18 protein-coding genes are annotated in these 17,705 nt (G+C 70.8%); 9 read left to right on the top strand and 9 right to left on the bottom strand.

The window, feature by feature from the left end; translation table 11 throughout:
• Positions 1-15 precede the first annotated feature (15 nt).
• On the bottom strand, positions 16-3,090 hold the full coding sequence (locus tag ACFT9I_RS03130) for a bifunctional [glutamine synthetase] adenylyltransferase/[glutamine synthetase]-adenylyl-L-tyrosine phosphorylase (RefSeq protein ID WP_382559906.1): 3,075 nt from the start codon (positions 3,088-3,090) through the stop codon (positions 16-18).
• Positions 3,091-3,290: 200 nt separating this feature from the next.
• On the opposite strand from ACFT9I_RS03130, the gene ACFT9I_RS03135 reads away from it, so the two are divergent.
• The 3 genes from ACFT9I_RS03135 to ACFT9I_RS03145 all read left to right on the top strand — a co-directional run bounded on the left by ACFT9I_RS03135 (position 3,291) and on the right by ACFT9I_RS03145 (position 5,097).
• Positions 3,291-3,803 (top strand): pyridoxamine 5'-phosphate oxidase family protein, encoded by a 513-nt coding sequence (locus ACFT9I_RS03135; RefSeq protein ID WP_382560241.1) that lies wholly within the window; start codon positions 3,291-3,293, stop codon positions 3,801-3,803.
• Between the two features lie 107 nt (positions 3,804-3,910).
• A complete protein-coding gene (locus tag ACFT9I_RS03140) occupies positions 3,911-4,300 on the top strand; it encodes a hypothetical protein (RefSeq protein WP_382559909.1) in 390 nt (129 codons plus the stop codon).
• A gap of 38 nt (positions 4,301-4,338) precedes the next feature.
• A complete protein-coding gene (locus tag ACFT9I_RS03145; protein WP_382559911.1) occupies positions 4,339-5,097 on the top strand; it encodes a sulfite exporter TauE/SafE family protein in 759 nt (252 codons plus the stop codon).
• A 69-nt stretch (positions 5,098-5,166) separates the two neighbouring features.
• On the opposite strand, the gene glnA is transcribed toward ACFT9I_RS03145, so the two are convergent.
• The 4 genes from glnA to ACFT9I_RS03165 form a co-directional block, all read right to left on the bottom strand.
• Positions 5,167-6,528: a type I glutamate--ammonia ligase gene (gene glnA / locus ACFT9I_RS03150; RefSeq protein ID WP_354607893.1), complete on the bottom strand. Its 1,362-nt coding sequence runs from the start codon at positions 6,526-6,528 to the stop codon at positions 5,167-5,169.
• A 198-nt stretch (positions 6,529-6,726) separates the two neighbouring features.
• The gene (locus ACFT9I_RS03155; RefSeq protein ID WP_382559913.1) at positions 6,727-7,113 is read right to left on the bottom strand and encodes a VOC family protein; all 387 of its coding nucleotides are present in this window, start codon (positions 7,111-7,113) and stop codon (positions 6,727-6,729) included.
• Positions 7,110-7,403, bottom strand: a complete 294-nt coding sequence (locus tag ACFT9I_RS03160; RefSeq protein ID WP_382559915.1) for an ArsR/SmtB family transcription factor — start codon at positions 7,401-7,403, stop codon at positions 7,110-7,112. Before ACFT9I_RS03160 ends, ACFT9I_RS03155 begins: the two co-directional genes overlap by 4 nt.
• A gap of 83 nt (positions 7,404-7,486) precedes the next feature.
• Positions 7,487-8,014 carry a MarR family winged helix-turn-helix transcriptional regulator gene (locus ACFT9I_RS03165; RefSeq protein WP_382559917.1) on the bottom strand — a complete coding sequence of 176 codons (528 nt, stop codon included), beginning with the start codon at positions 8,012-8,014 and terminating at the stop codon, positions 7,487-7,489.
• 158 nt (positions 8,015-8,172) lie between these two features.
• Between ACFT9I_RS03165 and ACFT9I_RS03170 the strand changes: the two genes are divergently transcribed.
• From ACFT9I_RS03170 to ACFT9I_RS03180, 3 genes are all read left to right on the top strand, one after another.
• Entirely contained in the window at positions 8,173-8,601 is a 429-nt protein-coding gene (locus ACFT9I_RS03170) for a hypothetical protein (protein WP_382559920.1), read from the top strand.
• 80 nt (positions 8,602-8,681) lie between these two features.
• Positions 8,682-9,329, top strand: coding sequence for a DUF3105 domain-containing protein (locus ACFT9I_RS03175; protein WP_382559923.1), 648 nt, complete (start codon positions 8,682-8,684; stop codon positions 9,327-9,329).
• Entirely contained in the window at positions 9,326-10,000 is a 675-nt protein-coding gene (locus ACFT9I_RS03180) for a DUF305 domain-containing protein (protein WP_382559926.1), read from the top strand. The genes ACFT9I_RS03175 and ACFT9I_RS03180 overlap by 4 nt, the downstream gene beginning before the upstream one ends.
• Positions 10,001-10,070: 70 nt before the next feature.
• On the opposite strand, the gene ACFT9I_RS03185 is transcribed toward ACFT9I_RS03180, so the two are convergent.
• Positions 10,071-10,559, bottom strand: a complete 489-nt coding sequence (locus ACFT9I_RS03185) for a DUF5990 family protein (RefSeq protein ID WP_382559928.1) — start codon at positions 10,557-10,559, stop codon at positions 10,071-10,073.
• A gap of 111 nt (positions 10,560-10,670) precedes the next feature.
• Here ACFT9I_RS03185 and ACFT9I_RS03190 point away from each other — a divergent pair, with 111 nt between their 5' ends.
• A complete protein-coding gene (locus ACFT9I_RS03190) occupies positions 10,671-11,090 on the top strand; it encodes a CBS domain-containing protein (protein ID WP_382559931.1) in 420 nt (139 codons plus the stop codon).
• Positions 11,091-11,215: 125 nt separating this feature from the next.
• Complete coding sequence (locus tag ACFT9I_RS03195; protein ID WP_382559934.1) at positions 11,216-12,976, top strand: NAD+ synthase; 1,761 nt, start codon at positions 11,216-11,218, stop codon at positions 12,974-12,976.
• Positions 12,977-13,009: 33 nt separating this feature from the next.
• Here the strand turns inward: ACFT9I_RS03195 and ACFT9I_RS03200 are convergent, their stop codons facing one another.
• The 3 genes from ACFT9I_RS03200 to ACFT9I_RS03210 all read right to left on the bottom strand — a co-directional run bounded on the left by ACFT9I_RS03200 (position 13,010) and on the right by ACFT9I_RS03210 (position 16,655).
• Positions 13,010-14,041, bottom strand: coding sequence for an endonuclease/exonuclease/phosphatase family protein (locus ACFT9I_RS03200; protein ID WP_382559937.1), 1,032 nt, complete (start codon positions 14,039-14,041; stop codon positions 13,010-13,012).
• A 193-nt stretch (positions 14,042-14,234) separates the two neighbouring features.
• Positions 14,235-14,924, bottom strand: coding sequence for a TetR/AcrR family transcriptional regulator (locus ACFT9I_RS03205; RefSeq protein WP_382559939.1), 690 nt, complete (start codon positions 14,922-14,924; stop codon positions 14,235-14,237).
• 90 nt (positions 14,925-15,014) lie between these two features.
• Positions 15,015-16,655, bottom strand: coding sequence for a DHA2 family efflux MFS transporter permease subunit (locus ACFT9I_RS03210; protein ID WP_382559942.1), 1,641 nt, complete (start codon positions 16,653-16,655; stop codon positions 15,015-15,017).
• Positions 16,656-16,831: 176 nt separating this feature from the next.
• Here ACFT9I_RS03210 and panB point away from each other — a divergent pair, with 176 nt between their 5' ends.
• Positions 16,832-17,692: a 3-methyl-2-oxobutanoate hydroxymethyltransferase gene (panB, locus tag ACFT9I_RS03215; protein WP_382559944.1), complete on the top strand. Its 861-nt coding sequence runs from the start codon at positions 16,832-16,834 to the stop codon at positions 17,690-17,692.
• The last annotated feature ends 13 nt before the right edge of the window (positions 17,693-17,705 follow it).

Here is a 17,705-nt window from a genome sequence, read left to right on the forward strand (position 1 = left end):
AGCCGGCTGACCGGCTCATACGGCTCCGTAGAACAGCTCCTCCATCACCGCGCGAGCCCGTCGGGTGGTCCGTCGGTAGTCGTCGATCATGTCGCCGCTGTGTCCGTTGTACGGGCTCGGGCCGGGCGCCACCGATCCGGGGCCGTAGCCCAAGTAGCGCCCCATGGCGGCCAGTTCACGGCCGTCCGACGGGAACGTGTCGCCCGCCCTGCCGCGTACGAGCATCACGCCGTTGCGGACCCGGGTCGCCAGCACCCAGGCCTCGTCGAGGATATGGGTGTGCTCCGTGGAGATCAGGCCCGCGGCGTGCGCGGCGGCCAGCGCCTCGCGCGTACGCGTCGTCCGCAGGCCGGGCACCTCCCAGGCGTGCTGCATCTGGATCAGCTGCACCGTCCACTCGACGTCCGAGAGCCCGCCCCGGCCCAGTTTGGTGTGCAGGGTGGGGTCGGCGCCGCGTGGCAGCCGTTCGGTCTCCATGCGCGCCTTGAGCCGGCGGATCTCCCGTACGGCGGCGTCGCTCAGCCCGTCGGCGGGATAGCGCAGCGGGTCGATCAGCTCGATGAAGTCGCGTCCCAGCTCCGCGTCGCCCGCCATCGGTTCGGCGCGCAGCAGTGCCTGGCTCTCCCAACCCAGCGACCAGCGGCGGTAGTAGGCGGCGTAGGAGGCGAGCGTGCGTACCAGCGGACCGGTCTTGCCCTCCGGGCGCAGATCGGCGTCGATCATCAACGGCGGGTCGGCCGTGGGCAGTTGGAGGAGTCTGCGCATCTCGGACACGACGGTGCTCGCGGCCCGTGACGCCTCCTGGTCGGCGACTCCCTCGCGCGGCTCGTACACGAACAGCACGTCCGCGTCGGAGCCGTACCCCTGCTCGTGGCCGCCGAAGCGGCCCATGCCGATGACCGCGAACCTGGCGGGCAGGGTGTCGCCCCACGTCTGGCGCACGGCGGCGCGCAACGCGCCCGACAGGGTGGCGGAGTTGAGGTCGGTGACGGCGTTGCCGACCCGGTCGACCAGCTCGCCGGGGTCCTCCTCGGCGGGGTTCTCCTCGGTGCCGTAACTGCCGATGATGTCGGCCGCGGCGGTCCGGAACAGCTCGCGGCGGCGCACCCCTCGGGTGACGGCGACCGCGATCTCGGCGGTCTCCGCGCGTCCGACGGCGGCCAGTACCTCCAGCTCCAGATGTTCGCGGTCGCGCGGTTTCAGTCCGTTCGGGTCGCCGAGGATGGCGACCGCCTCCGGGGCGCGCAACAGCAGATCGGGGGCGAGGCGCCCGGCGGACAGCACGCGGGCCAGATTCTCGGCCGCCGCCCCCTCGTCCCGCAGGAGCCGCAGATACCAGGGGGTCTTGCCGAGCGCGTCGGACACCTTGCGGAAGCCCAGCAGACCGGCGTCCGGGTCGGCGGAGTCCGCGAACCAGCCCAACAGCACGGGCAGCAGCGTCCGTTGGATGGCGGCCTTGCGGCTCACACCGGACGACAGCGCCTCCAGATGCCGCAGCGCCGCCACCGGGTCCGCGTAGCCGAGGGCTTCCAGACGCTGGCCGGCCGCCTTCGTACTGAGCCTGATCTCGCCGGGGGCGAGCTGGGCGACGGCGTCGAGCAGCGGCCGGTAGAAGATCTTCTCGTGCAGCCGCCGGACCATCGAAGCGTGCCGTTTCCAGGCCCTGTTGAGTTCACTGACCGGTTCGGTGCGCAGCCCGAGGGAGCGTCCGAGGCGGCGCAGATCGGCGTCGTCGTCGGGCACCAGATGCGTACGCCGCAGCCGGAACAGCTGGATGTGGTGCTCCATGGACCGCAGGAAGCGGTACGCCTCGTCGAGCTGCGCCGCGTCGGTCCTGCCGACGTAGCCGCCGGCCGCGAGGGCCCGCAGGGCGACGAGCGTGGTGCCGCTGCGGATCGACGCGTCGCTGCGGCCGTGCACCAACTGGAGGAGCTGTACGGCGAATTCGACGTCCCGCAGCCCGCCGGGGCCGAGCTTCAGCTCACGGTCGATCTGGCCGACGGGGATGTTGTCGACGACCCGGCGGCGCATCTTCTGTACGTCCGGCACGAAGTTCTCGCGGTCGGCGGCCTGCCAGACCATGGGCGAGACGGCGGCCACGTACTCCTTGCCGAGCGCGATGTCCCCCGCCACTGCGCGGGCCTTGAGCAGGGCCTGGAACTCCCAGGTCTTGGCCCACCGCTGGTAGTAGGCGAGATGGCTGGAGAGGGTCCGTACGAGCGGGCCGTTGCGGCCCTCGGGGCGCAGGTTCGCGTCCACGGGCCAGATGGTGCCCTCGACGGTCGTCTCGGAGCAGATCCGCATCATGTGGGCGGCCAGCCGGGTGGCCGCCTGGACGGCCTTGCCCTCGGTCTTCGACGCGTCGGCGTCGGCCTCGTCGTCGGGGGACGCGTGGTCGTGCGCCGGGTTGTGGGCGGGCTCGCCGACGAAGATGACGTCGACGTCGGAGACGTAGTTCAGTTCCTGGCCGCCGCACTTGCCGAGCGCCACGACCGCGAGCCGGCACAGCGCGGCGTCCTCGGGCGCGGCGGCGCGGGCGATGGCGAGGGCGGCGCGCAGCGTGGCGGTCGCCAGGTCGGCGAGTTCGGCGGCGGTCTGGGCGACGTCGGTGGTGCCGCACACGTCGCGCGCGGCGAGGGACAGCAGACAGCGGCGGTAGGCGACGCGCAGCGAGTCGACGTCGTGCGCCTCGGCGAGACCGGCCTCGAACTCGGCGACGCCGGGGTGCAGATCGGCCGACTCGTACGTGACAAGCACCTGCCAGTCGGCGGGGTGTCTGGCCAGATGGTCGCCGAGGGCCTCGGACGCCCCGAGCACGCCCAGCAGCCTGTCCCGCAGCGGCTTGGCCGCGAGCAGCGTGTCCAGCAGGAGCCGGCGGTCGTCGCTCTCGTGCGCCTCGGCCAGCCGGACGAGGGCGCGCAGGGCCAGATCGGGGTCGGCGGTGGCGCCGAGCGCGTCGAGGAGGACGGAGTCGGTCCGCACGGACGCCATCTCGGGCTGATCGAGCAGGCGCTCCGCCGCCGACGGGTCGGTGAAGCCGTGCCGGAGCAGGCGGGTGAAGGTACTGCTCCTGCGTCCCTGCACCGTCATTCGGCCTTTCGTCTGTCCGATCAAGGTCCGGGGACGAGCCTAATACTCCGCAGGTCGCCCGGGGCCGGGCCACTCCTCCGGGGCCCGATTGTGACCTCGGCCGATGAGTCCTGGTGTCGCGGCCGGTCACCACTTACGGAAGGGTCGTGAGCGTACTCCCGCTCGCGGCCGTACAGGACCTCTCCCGGAAGGACCGCGCCATGGCGCACAGAGAACCGGCCAGCACCCGCCTGGACGACCGTTACAGCGACCCGAGGGCCGTGGCCGAGAGCTGGGCCGACGCGGTGCCGCGGCTGGCCGCGGCGGAGATCTTCTGGCTGTCGACCGTACGGCCCGACGGCCGGCCGCATGTCACCCCGCTGCTGACGGTCTGGTGGCGGGACGCGCTGTACTTCTCCTCGGGCGACCAGGAGCGGAAGGTCCTGAACCTCAACGAGAACCGCGAGGTCGTCCTCACCACCGGCACGAACGCGCTGAACGAGGGCCAGGACCTGGTGATCGAGGGCGAGGCGGTCCGGGAGACGGATGACGCGCGGCTGCGCGAGGTGGCCGCCCTGTGGGAGCGGAAGTACGGGCCCGACTGGCACTTCGACGTGAAGGACGGCGCGTTCGCGGCGAAGTGGGGCGCCGCCCCGGTGTTCGGGGTCGCGCCCCGTACGGCCTTCGGTTTCGCGAAGGCCCCGTACGGCCAGACGCGCTGGCAGTTCGCCTGACGGCGGCCGTACCATCTCGCGTATGAGCCAGCGCCGTTCGCGGGGAGCCGTGGGATTCCGGTAGCTCCGCCAGGAGATACCTGGCGGTGTGACCGACGGAGTTCCCCGTGGCACGCACCGCACATCACCTTCCCTTGTCCCGCGCCGGTTCGGCGGGTGAGTACGACCACCGCCCTTGGCGTTCCGTGCGCCTGTACGGCCTCCGGTACAGCGCCCGCGCGCTGGCGGACGCCGCCCGCGCGTCGCGGCGGCCGGTGCCGGAGGCCGTACGACGGCGCGTGGACGTCCGTTCCTGGGCGCGCGCGGACACCCACGACCGCTCCGTGTCCATCCAGGCCGCGCTCGACGAACGCCGGGACAGACAGCGGCTGCGCGCCCAGTTGACGGCTCTGCGCGGACTCGTCGACGCCCCCGGCGGCGTCGTGGCGCTCGACGCGGCGGACGCCGTGGACGTGACGCCGGCCCGGCACCGGCGCTGCGCTCTCTGGCTCGCCTGAGGCCGTCCGGACACGTGGCCGTAGCATGGGTCATCGCCATGGACACGATCAGCATGTGGGAATTCGTCGCGCTCGCCGCGGCGGCGGCGCTCGTCGGCTTCTCCAAGACGGCGGTCAGCGGCGCCAACACGGTCAGCCTCGCGGTGTTCGCGGCCGTGCTGCCGGCCCGTGAGTCGACCGGCGTACTGCTGCCGATCCTCATCGTGGGCGACACGATCGCCGTCCTCACCTACCGCCGTCACGCGCACTGGCCGACCCTGTGGCGGCTGTTCCCGGCGGTCGCCGGGGGTGTGGTGATCGGCACCGTCTTCATGGTGTGGGCGGACGACGGAGCCGTACGCGTCTCCATCGGCTCGATCCTCCTCCTGATGGCGGGCGTCACGATCTGGCGGCGGCGTCACGCACCGGAGGAGGACACCCCGGAGGAGACGGCGTCGCTCAAGGGCCGCGTCAAGGCGCGCTCGTACGGGGTGCTCGGCGGCTTCACCACGATGGTCGCCAACGCGGGCGGCCCGGTCATGTCGCTCTACCTGCTGTCGGCGGGCTTCCGGAAGCTCGGCTTCCTGGGCACGTCCGCGTGGTTCTTCCTGATCGTCAACACCACGAAGGTGCCCTTCAGCGTGGGCCTCGGCCTGATCGACCGCGAGTCGCTGCTGCTGGACGCGATGCTCGTGCTCTTCGTCCTGCCCGGCGCCCTCATCGGGAAGCTGTGCGTGGACCGGATCGACCAACGGGTCTTCGAACGGCTGGTGATCGGCGCGACGGTGCTGGGCGGCCTCCAACTACTGCTGCGCTGACCCGCCGGAGCGACGCTCGGGCCGACGGTGCGACACCGTCGGCCCGAATCCACGCACAGGGGTCTGCCGTTACAGCACCGGCAGCAGGTTCTTCAGCTCGAAGGCCGTCACCTCGGAGCGGTACTCCTCCCACTCGCGCTTCTTGTTGCGCAGGAAGAAGTCGAAGACGTGCTCGCCCAGCGTCTCCGCGACCAGTTCGCTGCGCTCCATCAGCGAGATCGCCTCGCCGAGGTTCTGCGGCAGCGGCTCGATGCCCATCGCGCGGCGCTCGGCGTCGGACAGGGCCCATACGTCGTCGTCGGCGCCCGCCGGGAGTTCGTAGCCCTCCTCGATGCCCTTGAGGCCGGCCGCGAGGAGCACCGCGTAGGTCAGGTAGGGGTTCGCGCCGGAGTCGATGGAGCGGACCTCCACGCGCGCGGAGCCCGTCTTGCCGGGCTTGTACATCGGGACGCGGATCAGGGCGGAGCGGTTGTTGTGGCCCCAGCAGATGTACGAGGGGGCCTCGCCGCCCGAGCCCGCCGTGCGGGTGGAGCCGCCCCAGATGCGCTTGTAGGAGTTGACCCACTGGTTGGTGACGGCCGAGATCTCCGCGGCGTGCGTGAGCAGGCCGGCGATGAAGGACCGGCCGACCTTGGAGAGTTGGTACTCGGCGCCCGACTCGTAGAACGCGTTGCGGTCTCCCTCGAAGAGGGAGAGATGGGTGTGCATGCCGGAGCCCGGGTACTCGCTGAACGGTTTCGGCATGAAGGACGCGTGGACACCCTGCTCCAGCGCGACCTGCTTCATGACCAGGCGGAAGGTCATGACGTTGTCGGCGGTGGAGAGCGCGTCGGCGTACCGCAGGTCGATCTCCTGCTGGCCGGGGGCGCCCTCGTGGTGGCTGAACTCCACGGAGATGCCCATGGATTCGAGCATGGTGATCGCCTGGCGGCGGAAGTCCATGCCGACGTTCTGCGGGGTGTGGTCGAAGTAGCCGGAGCTGTCGGCGGGGGTGGGCCGGGTGCCGTCGACCGGCTTGTCCTTCAGGAGGAAGAACTCGATCTCGGGGTGGGTGTAGAAGGTGAAGCCGAGGTCCGAGGTCTTGGCGAGCATCCTCTTCAGGACGTAGCGCGGGTCCGCGAAGGACGGTGAGCCGTCGGGCATCAGGATGTCGCAGAACATCCGCGCGGTGCCCGGGGCCTCCGCGCGCCACGGCAGGATCTGGAAGGTCCCCGGATCGGGCTTGGCGATCATGTCGGACTCGTACACCCGGGCGAAGCCCTCGATGGCCGAGCCGTCGAAGCCGATCCCCTCGTCGAACGCCTGTTCAAGCTCGGCGGGGGCGACGGCGACCGACTTGAGGAAGCCGAGCACATCGGTGAACCACAGGCGTACGAAGCGGATGTCGCGTTCCTCAAGGGTCCGGAGCACGAATTCCTGCTGCTTGTCCATGTCTGCTGTCCTACCCATCCTTGCCGGTCAGGCCGCCTGCTCCCACGCTGCCGAGTACACCGGGGCACCCGAGCATGACACCACAGGATTTCCGGAAGGTTGCACACCGGCGTACTAAAGCATTGTCGGACATGCGACGCGTGCGGCGCGCGTCCGGGTGCCTCCGCGGCGGACGGGGGTACGCAGACGGCCCGGGGCTCAGGCGGTGTGGGTGATCTGGATGAGATTGCCGCAGGTGTCGTCGAAGACCGCGACGGTCACCGGGCCCATGTCGGCCGGCTCCTGCGTGAAGCGCACACCGAGCCCCTGGAGGCGCGCGAACTCGGCGTGGACGTCGTCCACGGCGAAGGAGGTGTACGGGATGCCGTCCGCGACCAGAGCGTCCTTGAAGGGCTTCACGGCGGGGTGCCCGGACGGTTCGAGCAGCAGCTCGGTGCCGTCGGGATCGGCCGGGGACACGACGGTGAGCCAGCGGTCGTCGCCCACCGGAACATCGTTCTTCGTCTGGAAGCCGAGCACCTCCGTATAGAAGCGCAGCGCCTGGGCCTGGTCGTTGACGAAGACACCGGACAGATTGATCTTCATGGGGATTCTCCTGATTGTTCTGGTACGAGCCAGCGGTCGGTGAGATGTTCCAGCGGCCCCGTGTCGAGGTGGTGGAACTTGTAGCGGCCGTCCCGCCGGGTCTCCACGAGGCCGGCGGCCTCAAGGAGGGCGAGATGCTGCGAGACGCCCTGCCGGGACGTGTTGAGCCCGTGTTTCGTCAGCAGCCGTCCGCAGATCTCGAACAGTGTCTGGCCGTCGCGTTCGGCCAGCTCGTCGAGGATCGTGCGGCGGGTGTGGTCGGCCAGGGCCTTGAACACATCATCGGACACGGCGCCACTATAGGCAAGTCATTCCTTGCCTATCAACCGCGTCCAATCAACCCGCGTCCCCGGCCTCGCCGGTCGGCCGCCTCTCAATGAAGCGGTGCCGCCGTGTCCGACCAGCCCAGCGGGTACGGCTCCCCGTCGTCCCCCGGCATCGGCCGCTCCCCGCCCGCCTCGGTGAACGCCGTGAGGGCCTCCACGAGCGCCGTACGCTGCTCGGGAGCCAGCCGCTCCACGATCGCCGTGATCTCGCGTCTGCGCGCCGCCGAGACGTCCGCGACGAGCGTCCGGCCCTCGTCCGTGAGCCGCAGCACGGTCTCGCGGCGGTTGCCGGGGTTGATCCCGCGCTCGGCCAGCCCGGCGGTGATGAGCCGGTCGACCATGCGCATCGCGGTGGAAGGGTTCACCCCGAGCCGTTCGGCGAGCGACACGAGGTTCGCGCCGCCGTGGGCCGAGAGCACCTTCAGCAGCCGGAACTGGGGCAGGGTGACCCGGTCCTCGACCGTGGCCAGGGAACGGACGGACAAGGTGACGAGCAGCCGTGAGGCGATCAGCACCGCCCGGGTCACGGCGTCGACGTCGGGTTCGCGCGGCTGGGGTTCCGGAGGCTCGGCCATGCCTCTTTGTACCGCGCCTGAGCCGCCGCGGACCCGCTCCGTACCGCCGTCCGTACCGCTGTCCGTCCGTCACGCACACCGCCCCACAGCCACGTTCCGGACTCGGTACCCCCTGCGTACTCCTGCTCGACCACCTGTACGGACTACGATCTGCGCCCATGGGGGGACGACGCCACATACGCGACGCGCGTCCCACGGCCGTGCTCAGCGCCGTGGCGACGCTGCTCGCCGCGCTCTACGTCTGTCTGGGCCCCGTCGACACGCACCACCCGGCGCCGTCGCCGACGGTGACAGCGGTGGCGCACACCGAGGCCGCCGGCATCACCCTCCGTACGGATGTGAAGGGCACGGCCGCCCGGTCCGCCTCGGCCCCCGAGTACACGTGCCCGTACGACCGGAGCGGCTGCCGCTTCATCCCGCACCTCAGTCCGGCCGTGCTCACCGCGCCGCTGCCCGCCGATCCGCTCGGCACCGACGACGTGGGTCCCGCGCGCCTCGCACTCCCGCCCAGCACCGGCCAGGTGTCCCGCTCCGGCGCGTTTCCCCGCGCGCCGGACCTCCACGTCCTTCAAGTACTGCGGACGTAGCCGGGCCCGCGCCCCCACCGGGTTCCCGTAACTCCCCCACCCCCGTTCCGCAGGTTTTCGAGAAGGACGAAACAGACACCATGGCTTCCAAGACCCAGAGCAGCGAGCGCAAGGCCCGAATAGAGCAGATGCGCAAGGCCGAGCGCGCGCGTGAGCGCCGCAACCGCATCATCACGATCACGGCGAGCACGGTCGTGGTCGTGGCGCTCGTCGCTTTCGGCGCGTTCGTGCTGAACAAAGAGTCCGAGGACCAGAAGAAGGAGGACCAGGCCGCCGCCGAGCCCGTCAAGGGCGAGAAGTCCTGGGACGCGAAGAAGCTGGGCCGTGACCATGTCGCCGAGGCGGTCAAGTACCCGCAGACCCCGCCGGTCGGCGGCAACCACAACCAGGCCTGGATGAACTGCGCCGGCGACGTCTACAAGGACGCGATCCCGGACGTGAACGCGGTGCACTCGCTGGAGCACGGCGCGGTCTGGGTGTCGTACAACGACAAGGCGCCCGAGGGCGACGTGAAGGCGCTCGGCGACCTCGTGGGCAAGACGCAGTACTCGTTCATGAGCCCCGTGAAGGAGCAGGCCGGGGCGATCATGCTGACCGCGTGGGGCAAGCAGGTCACCGTCGACAGCGCGAAGGACCCCCGGGTCGACCAGTTCTTCGCGAAGTACGTACAGGGCTCGCAGACGCCTGAGCCGGGTGCGGCCTGCACCGGTGGAATGGGCGCCCAGTGACCCGCACGAACTGGGCCGCCATCACCGCGGTCGTCCTGGCCCTGCTGTTCGCCGGGGCGGCCACCGTCGCCTCCGCCGGGCCCGACGACTCGCCCCGCGCGGCGGCCACACCCACGGCGAACTCGGCCGATGCGGGCTTCGCGCGTGACATGGCGGTCCATCACCAGCAGGCGGTGGAGATGTCGTTCCTCGTACGGGACAGCACGGACGACGAGGAGGTGCGCCGCCTCGCGTACGACATCGCCAACACCCAGGCGAACCAGCGCGGCATGCTGCTGGGCTGGCTGGACATGTGGCAGCTGCCGAAGGTCGCCACGGGCCAGAAGCCGATGGCCTGGATGGAGCAGGACGAACACGCGGGCATGGACGGCATGGAGGGCATGGATCACGGCGGCCACGAGGTCCGTGACGGCTCGCTGATGCCGGGCATGGCGACGAAGACGGAGCTGGACACGCTCAGGTCCGCCAAGGGCAAGAAGGCGGAGATCCTGTACCTCCAGCTGATGACCGACCATCACAAGGGCGGCGTCACGATGGCCCAGGGCTGCGCCGAGTTGTGCGAGGTCGACACCGAACAGGCCCTGGCCGAGGGCATGGTGACGGCTCAGCAGTCCGAACTGGACCTGATGGCCGACCTCCTGAAGGCCAGGGGCGCGAAGCCGCGCACCTGACCGGCCGACGGTGAGACACACCGCCGCCCCCGTCCGCGTCAATCACCACCGCGGGCGGGGGCGGCGCCGTTCAGGCCCCGGTACGCGCGGCCACCGCCCAGGTGATCATCGGCGGGCGTACGGCCGCGCACAACGGCAGGCCCGCCGCGTCGGTCAGCCCCAGCGGGGTCTCGACGGTGCCCGCGTCCAGCAGCTCCGACGGCACATCCGCGAGGAAGATCTTCGCCCGCCGGAACATCTCGAAGTCGCCGCCCGGCGGCAGCTCGCCCCACGTCAGATAGACGAAACGCGCACCGCGCCGCCCCTGGACGTACGGCCCCCGGAAGTCCGGCGCCGCGCCGGCCGCCTCGTCGGCCGCCCCGCCGTCCGCAGAGCCGACCCCGGAGCCGACCGCCGTGACCGTCTCGACCGGGATCTCGAAGACCGCGCCGGCCGCGCCGGCGGACACCAGCTGGTCCGGCTCCCTGCCCCGCTGGGTGCCGACGTGAACGTGGCGGAATTCGCCGCAGTCCGCCCCCGGCAGGTCGTGGCCCAGAATCCGCAGGGTCAGCAGCGGCATGCCCCTCACCTCTCCTTTCACCCGTACGGGTGACAGCGGTCGCGTACACCCGTACGGCCCCATGACGATGGGGGCGCTCGGGGCGGACGGCATTCAGGAGGAACGAACCCCATGACCACCGCCAAAGACATCATGCATCCCGGCGCCGACTGGATCCCCTCGCACGAGACCCTGGACCGGGCCGCGCAGCTCATGCGGGACCTGGACGTGGGCGCCCTGCCCATCGCCGACACCGAGGAGCGGCTGACCGGCATCCTGACCGACCGCGACATCGTCATCGGCTGCGTGGCGATGGGCCACGACCCGGCGAAGGTCACCGCCGCCGAGATGGCCCACGGCACGCCGCGCTGGATCGACGCGGGCGCGGACGTGGACGACGTGCTCCACGAGATGCAGGAGCACCAGATCCGCCGGCTGCCGGTCATCGAGAACAAGCGCCTGGTCGGCATGATCAGCGAGGCGGACCTGGCGCAGCACCTGACCGACGCGCAGATCGCCGCGTGGGTGGAACGGGTCTACGCGAGCGGCTGAGCCACCGCACAGGCGCGGACAGACCCGGGCAGGGGTGGGTGGGCCGCCGCCCCGTGGCGCGGCCCACACGCCCTTGCCCAGCCTCACCCACCCCATCGCGTCAGAAAGACGATTACAGTGGGGCCGTGCCTCAACTACGTCTCGCTCTGAATCAGATCGACTCGACCGTCGGCGATCTCGCCGGAAACGCCGAGGCGATCGTGCACTGGACCCGGCACTCCGCCGAACAGGGCGCGCATCTCGTCGCGTTCCCCGAGATGGTGCTGACCGGCTACCCCGTCGAGGACCTGGCCCTGCGGTCGTCCTTCGTCGAGGCGTCCCGCGACGCCCTGCGCGCGCTCGCCGCGCGGCTCGCCGCCGAGGGCTTCGGCGAACTGCCCGTCGTCGTGGGCTATCTCGACCGGTCCGAGCGGGACCGGCCGCGGATCGGCCGGCCGGCCGGCTCCCCGCAGAACGCCGCCGCCGTGCTGCACCGGGGCGGTGTGGCGCTGACCTTCGCCAAGCACCACCTGCCCAACTACGGCGTCTTCGACGAGTTCCGCTACTTCGTGCCCGGCGACACGATGCCTGTCGTCCGGGTGCGCGGCATCGACGTCGCGCTCGCGATCTGCGAGGACCTCTGGCAGGACGGCGGCCGGGTCCCGGCCACCCGTTCCGCCGGGGCGGGCCTGCTGCTCTCCATCAACGCCTCGCCGTACGAGCAGGCCAAGGACGACACCCGGCTCGAACTCGTACGCAAGCGCGCCCAGGAGGCCGGCTGCGTCACCGCGTATCTCGCGATGATCGGCGGCCAGGACGAGCTGGTCTTCGACGGCGACTCGATCGTCGTCGGCAAGGACGGCGAAGTCGTCGCGCGCGCACCGCAGTTCGCCGAGGGCAGTGTGGTCATCGACCTCGAACTGCCCGCGGCCGCCGCCGAACCGCCCGGCGGCACCGTGGACGACGGTCTGCGGATCGACCACGTCGTCCTCTCCGAGGAGCCCGTCCCCGCCTACGAGCCGGAGCTGGCCGGCGGCTACGCGGAGCGGCTGGACGACGACGAGGAGGTCTACTCCGCCCTGGTGGTGGGCCTGCGGGCGTACGCCGCCAAGAACGGCTTCAGATCCGTCCTGATCGGCCTCTCCGGCGGCATCGACTCCGCCCTCGTCGCCGCCATCGCCTGCGACGCGCTCGGCGCCGGGAACGTCTACGGCGTCTCGATGCCGTCCAAGTACTCGTCGGACCACTCGCGCGGCGACGCGGCCGACCTGGCCCGCCGTACGGGGCTGAACTTCCGCACCGTCCCCATCGAGCCGATGTTCGACGCGTACATGGACTCGCTCGCCCTGACCGGACTCGCGGAGGAGAACCTGCAGTCGCGGCTGCGCGGCACGATGCTGATGGCGCTCTCCAACCAGGAGGGCCAGATCGTGCTCGCCCCGGGCAACAAGTCCGAGCTGGCGGTGGGGTATTCGACGCTGTACGGCGACTCCGTCGGCGCGTACGGCCCGATCAAGGACGTCTACAAGACGACGGTCTTCCGGCTCGCCCGCTGGCGCAACCGCGCCGCCGAGGAGCGCGGCCAGACCCCGCCGATCCCCGCGAACTCGATCTCCAAGCCGCCGAGCGCCGAACTGCGCCCCGGCCAGGTCGACACGGACTCGCTGCCGGACTACGACGTGCTGGACCGGCTGCTGGCGATGTACGTCGACCGCGACCAGGGCAAGGACGCGATCGTGGCGGCGGGCTTCGACCCCGGGACGGTGGCGAGGACGCTGCGCATGGTGGACACGGCTGAGTACAAGCGGCGGCAGTATCCGCCGGGCACCAAGATCTCCGCGAAGGGCTTCGGCAAGGACCGGCGGCTGCCGATCACGAACCGCTGGCGGGAATCGCCGACCGCCTGAACCGCGTTGAGCCGACCGCCCGAACCGCGTTGGTCACTCCGCGAGTTCGATACGGGCGGCGATCGGCAGATGGTCGCTGCCCGTGCGCGGCAGCGTCCACGACGACGTCGGCTCGACGCCCTTGACCATGATCTGGTCGATCCGCGCCATCGGGAACGCGGCCGGCCAGCTGAAGCCGTAGCCGTCGCCGGCGGCGCCCTGGGTGGAGCGCATCTGCGACGTCACGGCGTTCAGGGAGCGGTCGTTCATCGTGCCGTTGAGGTCGCCGAGCAGCACGACCCGCCGGATCTCCTCGTCGGCGATCGCCTCGCCGAGCGCGTCGGCGCTGTTGTCACGCTGGTTGGCGGTGAAGCCGGCGTGCAGTTTCACGCGTACGGACGGCAGGTGCGCCACGTACACGGCGAGCTCGCCCTGCGGCGTCGTCACCGTGGCGCGCATCGCGCGGGTCCAGCCCATCCGGATGTCGACGGGGCGGCTGCCGGTCATCGGGTACTTGCTCCACAGCCCCACCGTGCCCTGCACCGAGTGGTACTTGTACGTCGCGGCGAGTGCCTTCTCGTACGTGGGAACCGCCGACGCCTTCAGCTCCTCCAGGGCCACGACGTCCGCGCCGGACTCCACGATCTCGCGCGCGGTTCCCTCCGGATCGGGATTCTCCGCGTTGACGTTGTGCGTGGCGACCATCAGATCGCCGCCGCCGCCCGACTTCTCGAGGATGAGCCCGCCGAAGAGATTGACCCAGACAACGGCCGGGAGGAGCAGCGCGATCAGCGCCGTGGCGGAGCGCCGTACCAGCGCGGCCACGAGAATCACGGGGACGAGCAGCCCCAGCCACGGCAGGAAGGTCTCCATGAGACTGCCCAAGTTGCCGATGCGGTTGGGGATCTGGGCGTGCAGGATCATCACCAGCGCCGTCAGGACGGCGAGCGCCGCGAGGACGACACCGCGCCGCCAGATGCCGCGGTCGCCGCGCCAGCGGTCGACGAAGGTCCGGAACCGGCCGGTGGGAGGGGTGTTGTCCTCGGCGCCGTCCACCTGGGACTCAGCCGTGTACTCCTGCGTCATTCCGCTGCCCTCACTGCCTTGCCGTGCACGCCCGCCATCGACCCTAGGCGATGACGGGCGCTTTCTCTGCCGTCCCCCGACGGCCGTACGGGCTCAAGGACGAGCAACGAGGGGCGGCGGGTTCCGGACAAGCGGCGGCTACCGGGCCGCTGTGACGCAACACGCATGATCGGCGCGGACGCGCGGCGGCCGGTCAGCTCTCCGTGTCCCCGGCCGGATCCACGGTCGGCTGCACGTCCGTGCCGGCGGCTGTGGGCGCGGCCGCGTCCCTGGGGAGCAGACCTTCGAGCACCGCGCGGACGATGCGCTCGGAGAGGTCGTCGTCCAGCGGCGAGTCCTTGCGGTGGATGGTGCGCAGGAGCATGGGGCCGACGAAGAGTTCCTCGATCAGCTCCGCGTCGATGTCCGGGCGGAGTTCACCCGCGGCGACGGCGCGGCGGACGGCGGCCGTGACCGCGACGCGCCGTGGCTCGATCACCGTGCTCTGATAGGCGCCCCACAGCTTCGGGTGGCTCTTCATCTGCGCGAAGACGTTGTAGAGCAGGGCCGAGTTGCGCTGGGCGAGTCCGCGGCGGCGCATGGACTCCAGCGAGACCAGGATGTCGGAGAGGCCCGAGGTGCCCGACAGGTCGGGCTCGGGCGGCTCGATGTGGCGCAGGACGTCCACGAAGAGCTCCTCCTTGCCGCTCCAGCGCCGGTAGATGGTGGCCTTGCCGACGCCCGCCGTCCGTGCGATGCGCTCGATGGAGAGCCCGGACAGCGGCTCGCCCTCCTCAAGAAGCCTCACCACGGCCTGGAGGATCGCGCGTTCGGCCGCCTCGCTGCGTGGCCGGCCCCGCTTGGGCTCCCGGCCCCGGTCCTGCTCCTGCGCCTGCCCGTGCAATGCCTCACCCTTCGCCCTGCCCCGACCACCTCGTGCGGCCCGCACCCGCGCGCCGATTCTCGCCGACGGCGGCGGGTGCGGTCGACCGTCTCAGTCGCGTACGGCGGGTGCGACGGGTACGGGTCCCTCGGCCGGCCGCTCGGCGTCCCGCTTCGGTACGGGCGCCTCCGGAGCCGTACGGCCCGGCATGAAGAGCGCCACCACGACGGTGCCGATCAGCGCGACACCGGCGGAGCCGAGGGCGGTGACATGCATCGCGCTCAGGAAGGCGTCGTGCGCGGAGGAGATCAGCGGGGCGCCGGCGGGGCCGAGCTTCTCGGCGACGGCCATGGTCGCCTCGATGGACTCCCCCGCCGTGTCGCGCGCGGCGGCCGGGACGGCGCCGAGGTGTCCCTCGATCTCGCCGCGGTAGGTCGAGGAGAGCAGCGAGCCGAGTACGGCGACGCCGAGCGCCCCGCCGACCTGGCGGAAGGTGTTGTTGATGGCCGATCCCGAGCCGGCCTTCTCGCGCGGCAGGGCCTGCATGACGGCGACGGTCACCGGCGGCATGATGTGGGCCATTCCGGCGCCCTGGACGAAGAAGACGACGCACAGCACCCATACGGGTGTGGTGGCGTCGAACAGGGCGAACGCGGCGAGACCCGCGGCGACGAGCAGCATGCCGGCGGTGCAGACCGCGCGGGCGCCGAACCGGTCGACGACCAGCCGGGCACGCGGCGCGAAGACCATCTGGGCGACGGCGAGCGGCACGATCAGCAGGCCCGAGTCGAGCGCGCTGTATCCGCGCACGCTCTGGAGGTAGAAGGCCGAGAAGAAGGTCACGCCCATCAGGGCGAAGAAGACCAGCGCGATGGCGGCGACGGCGGCCGAGAACGCCGGCTTCTTGAAGTAGGACATGTCGATCGACGGATGGTCGCTGCGCTTCTCGTGCACGACGAACGCGGCCAGGACGGCCACACCGCCGAGGATCGAGGCCAGCACCGTGGCGTCGGTGAAGTCGGCCAGCTCGCCCGCGCGGATGATCCCGTACACGAGCAGGACGAGGCCGACGATCGAGAGCAGCACACCCACCGGGTCGACCCGGCCCGGGTTCGGGTCCCTGGAGTCCGGCACCAGGAACCACATCGCAATCAGCGCGACGATCACCACGGGGACGTTGATCAGGAAGATCGAGCCCCACCAGAAGTGTTCGAGCAGGACGCCGCCGGTGATGGGCCCGATGGCGATGCCGAGTCCGACGCTGCCGGCCCAGATGCCGATGGCCTTGGGCTGCTCGTCGCGCTCGAAGACGTTCATCAGGACGGCGAGGGTGGCCGGCATCACAAAGGCGGCGCCGAAGCCCATCAGGGCGCGGTACGCGACGAGTTCACCGGGCGATCCGGACATCGCGGCGAGGGCGGAGCCGATGCCGAAGACGGCTATGCCGAAGAGCAGCACCTTCTTGCGGCCGACGCGGTCGCCGAGCAGGCCGGAGGTGAAGAGGAGGCCGGCGAAGACGAGGGTGTAGGAGTTGATCGCCCATTCCAGCTCGCTCTGGGTGGCGCCGATCCCGACGGGCTCCGGGCTCGCGATGGTCTTGACCGCGACGTTCAGTATCGAGTTGTCGAGGACCACGATGAGCAGGCTGAACATGAGGACGCCGAGGATGGCCCAGCGGCGCTTGTGAATGGCTTCGGGGACCCGGGGTGCGGAGTCGTGGACGCCGGACGGCGAGGGTGACGATGTGGACATGGCGAGGAGCCTAGGCCAATTTCAATACGGCACCGTCTCGTATTGTAAATTCTTTACCCGCCGGGCCGACGCGAGCGGCGCAGCCCCACTTCCCGTCGGTGGCCCGGAGATGCCACCATGGAGACGGTCCGGGGACGCCGTCAGGGCGCCTCGAGATGACGAAGGAGTCGTAAGCCATGACGTTCGAGGCTGCGCGCAATCCCTCACGTGATCCCAAGTCGCTGTACGGCGGTACGGGTACCCGCCGCGTCACCGTCCACGACATCGCCGCCGCCAAGACACGCGGCGAGAAGTGGCCCATGCTCACCGCGTACGACGCGATGACCGCGTCCGTCTTCGACGAGGCCGGCATCCCGGTCATGCTCGTCGGTGACTCGATGGGCAATGTCCACCTCGGCTACGAGACGACCGTGCCGGTCACGCTCGACGAGATGACCATGCTGTCCGCGGCCGTCGTACGGGGCACCAAGCGCGCCCTCGTCGTCGGCGACCTGCCGTTCGGCTCGTACCAGGAAGGCCCCGTCCAGGCCCTGCGCAGCGCCACACGGCTGGTCAAGGACGCCGGGGTCGGCGCGGTCAAGCTGGAGGGCGGGGCGCGCTCGCTGGCGCAGACGGAGCTGATCGTCCAGTCCGGCATCCCGGTCATGTCGCACCTGGGCCTGACGCCGCAGTCCGTGAACACCCTGGGCTACCGGGTGCAGGGCCGCGGCGACGAGGCCGCGCACCGGCTGCTGCACGACGCCAAGTCGGCGCAGGCGGCCGGCGCGTTCGCGGTGGTCCTGGAGCTGGTGCCCGCCGAGGTCGCCACCGAGATCACCCGGTCGCTGGACATCCCGACCATCGGCATCGGCGCCGGTCCGGACACCGACGCGCAGGTGCTCGTCTACACCGACATGGTGGGTCTGACGAGCGGCAAGGTGCCGCGCTTCACCAAGCAGTACGCGAACCTCCGGCAGACGCTCGGCGACGCCGCGAAGGAGTTCGCGGACGAGGTCGTAGGAGGAACGTTCCCGCAGGAAGAGCACACCTTCCACTAGCCCCACCCCAGCA

The organism is Streptomyces sp. NPDC057137, assembly GCF_042670825.1.
GTDB lineage: Bacteria > Actinomycetota > Actinomycetes > Streptomycetales > Streptomycetaceae > Streptomyces.

Excerpts from the sequence above, each read along its gene's own strand:
- ACFT9I_RS03130 (WP_382559906.1), bottom strand. The coding sequence starts at position 3,090 with ATGACGGTGCAGGGACGCAGGAGCAGTACCTTCACCCGCCTGCTCCGG.
- ACFT9I_RS03135 (WP_382560241.1), top strand. The coding sequence starts at position 3,291 with ATGGCGCACAGAGAACCGGCCAGCACCCGCCTGGACGACCGTTACAGC.
- ACFT9I_RS03145 (WP_382559911.1), top strand. The coding sequence starts at position 4,339 with ATGGACACGATCAGCATGTGGGAATTCGTCGCGCTCGCCGCGGCGGCG.
- glnA (WP_354607893.1), bottom strand. The coding sequence starts at position 6,528 with ATGGACAAGCAGCAGGAATTCGTGCTCCGGACCCTTGAGGAACGCGAC.
- ACFT9I_RS03155 (WP_382559913.1), bottom strand. The coding sequence starts at position 7,113 with ATGAAGATCAATCTGTCCGGTGTCTTCGTCAACGACCAGGCCCAGGCG.
- ACFT9I_RS03165 (WP_382559917.1), bottom strand. The coding sequence starts at position 8,014 with ATGGCCGAGCCTCCGGAACCCCAGCCGCGCGAACCCGACGTCGACGCC.
- ACFT9I_RS03170 (WP_382559920.1), top strand. The coding sequence starts at position 8,173 with ATGGGGGGACGACGCCACATACGCGACGCGCGTCCCACGGCCGTGCTC.
- ACFT9I_RS03175 (WP_382559923.1), top strand. The coding sequence starts at position 8,682 with ATGGCTTCCAAGACCCAGAGCAGCGAGCGCAAGGCCCGAATAGAGCAG.
- ACFT9I_RS03185 (WP_382559928.1), bottom strand. The coding sequence starts at position 10,559 with ATGCCGCTGCTGACCCTGCGGATTCTGGGCCACGACCTGCCGGGGGCG.
- ACFT9I_RS03190 (WP_382559931.1), top strand. The coding sequence starts at position 10,671 with ATGACCACCGCCAAAGACATCATGCATCCCGGCGCCGACTGGATCCCC.
- ACFT9I_RS03200 (WP_382559937.1), bottom strand. The coding sequence starts at position 14,041 with ATGACGCAGGAGTACACGGCTGAGTCCCAGGTGGACGGCGCCGAGGAC.
- ACFT9I_RS03210 (WP_382559942.1), bottom strand. The coding sequence starts at position 16,655 with ATGTCCACATCGTCACCCTCGCCGTCCGGCGTCCACGACTCCGCACCC.
- panB (WP_382559944.1), top strand. The coding sequence starts at position 16,832 with ATGACGTTCGAGGCTGCGCGCAATCCCTCACGTGATCCCAAGTCGCTG.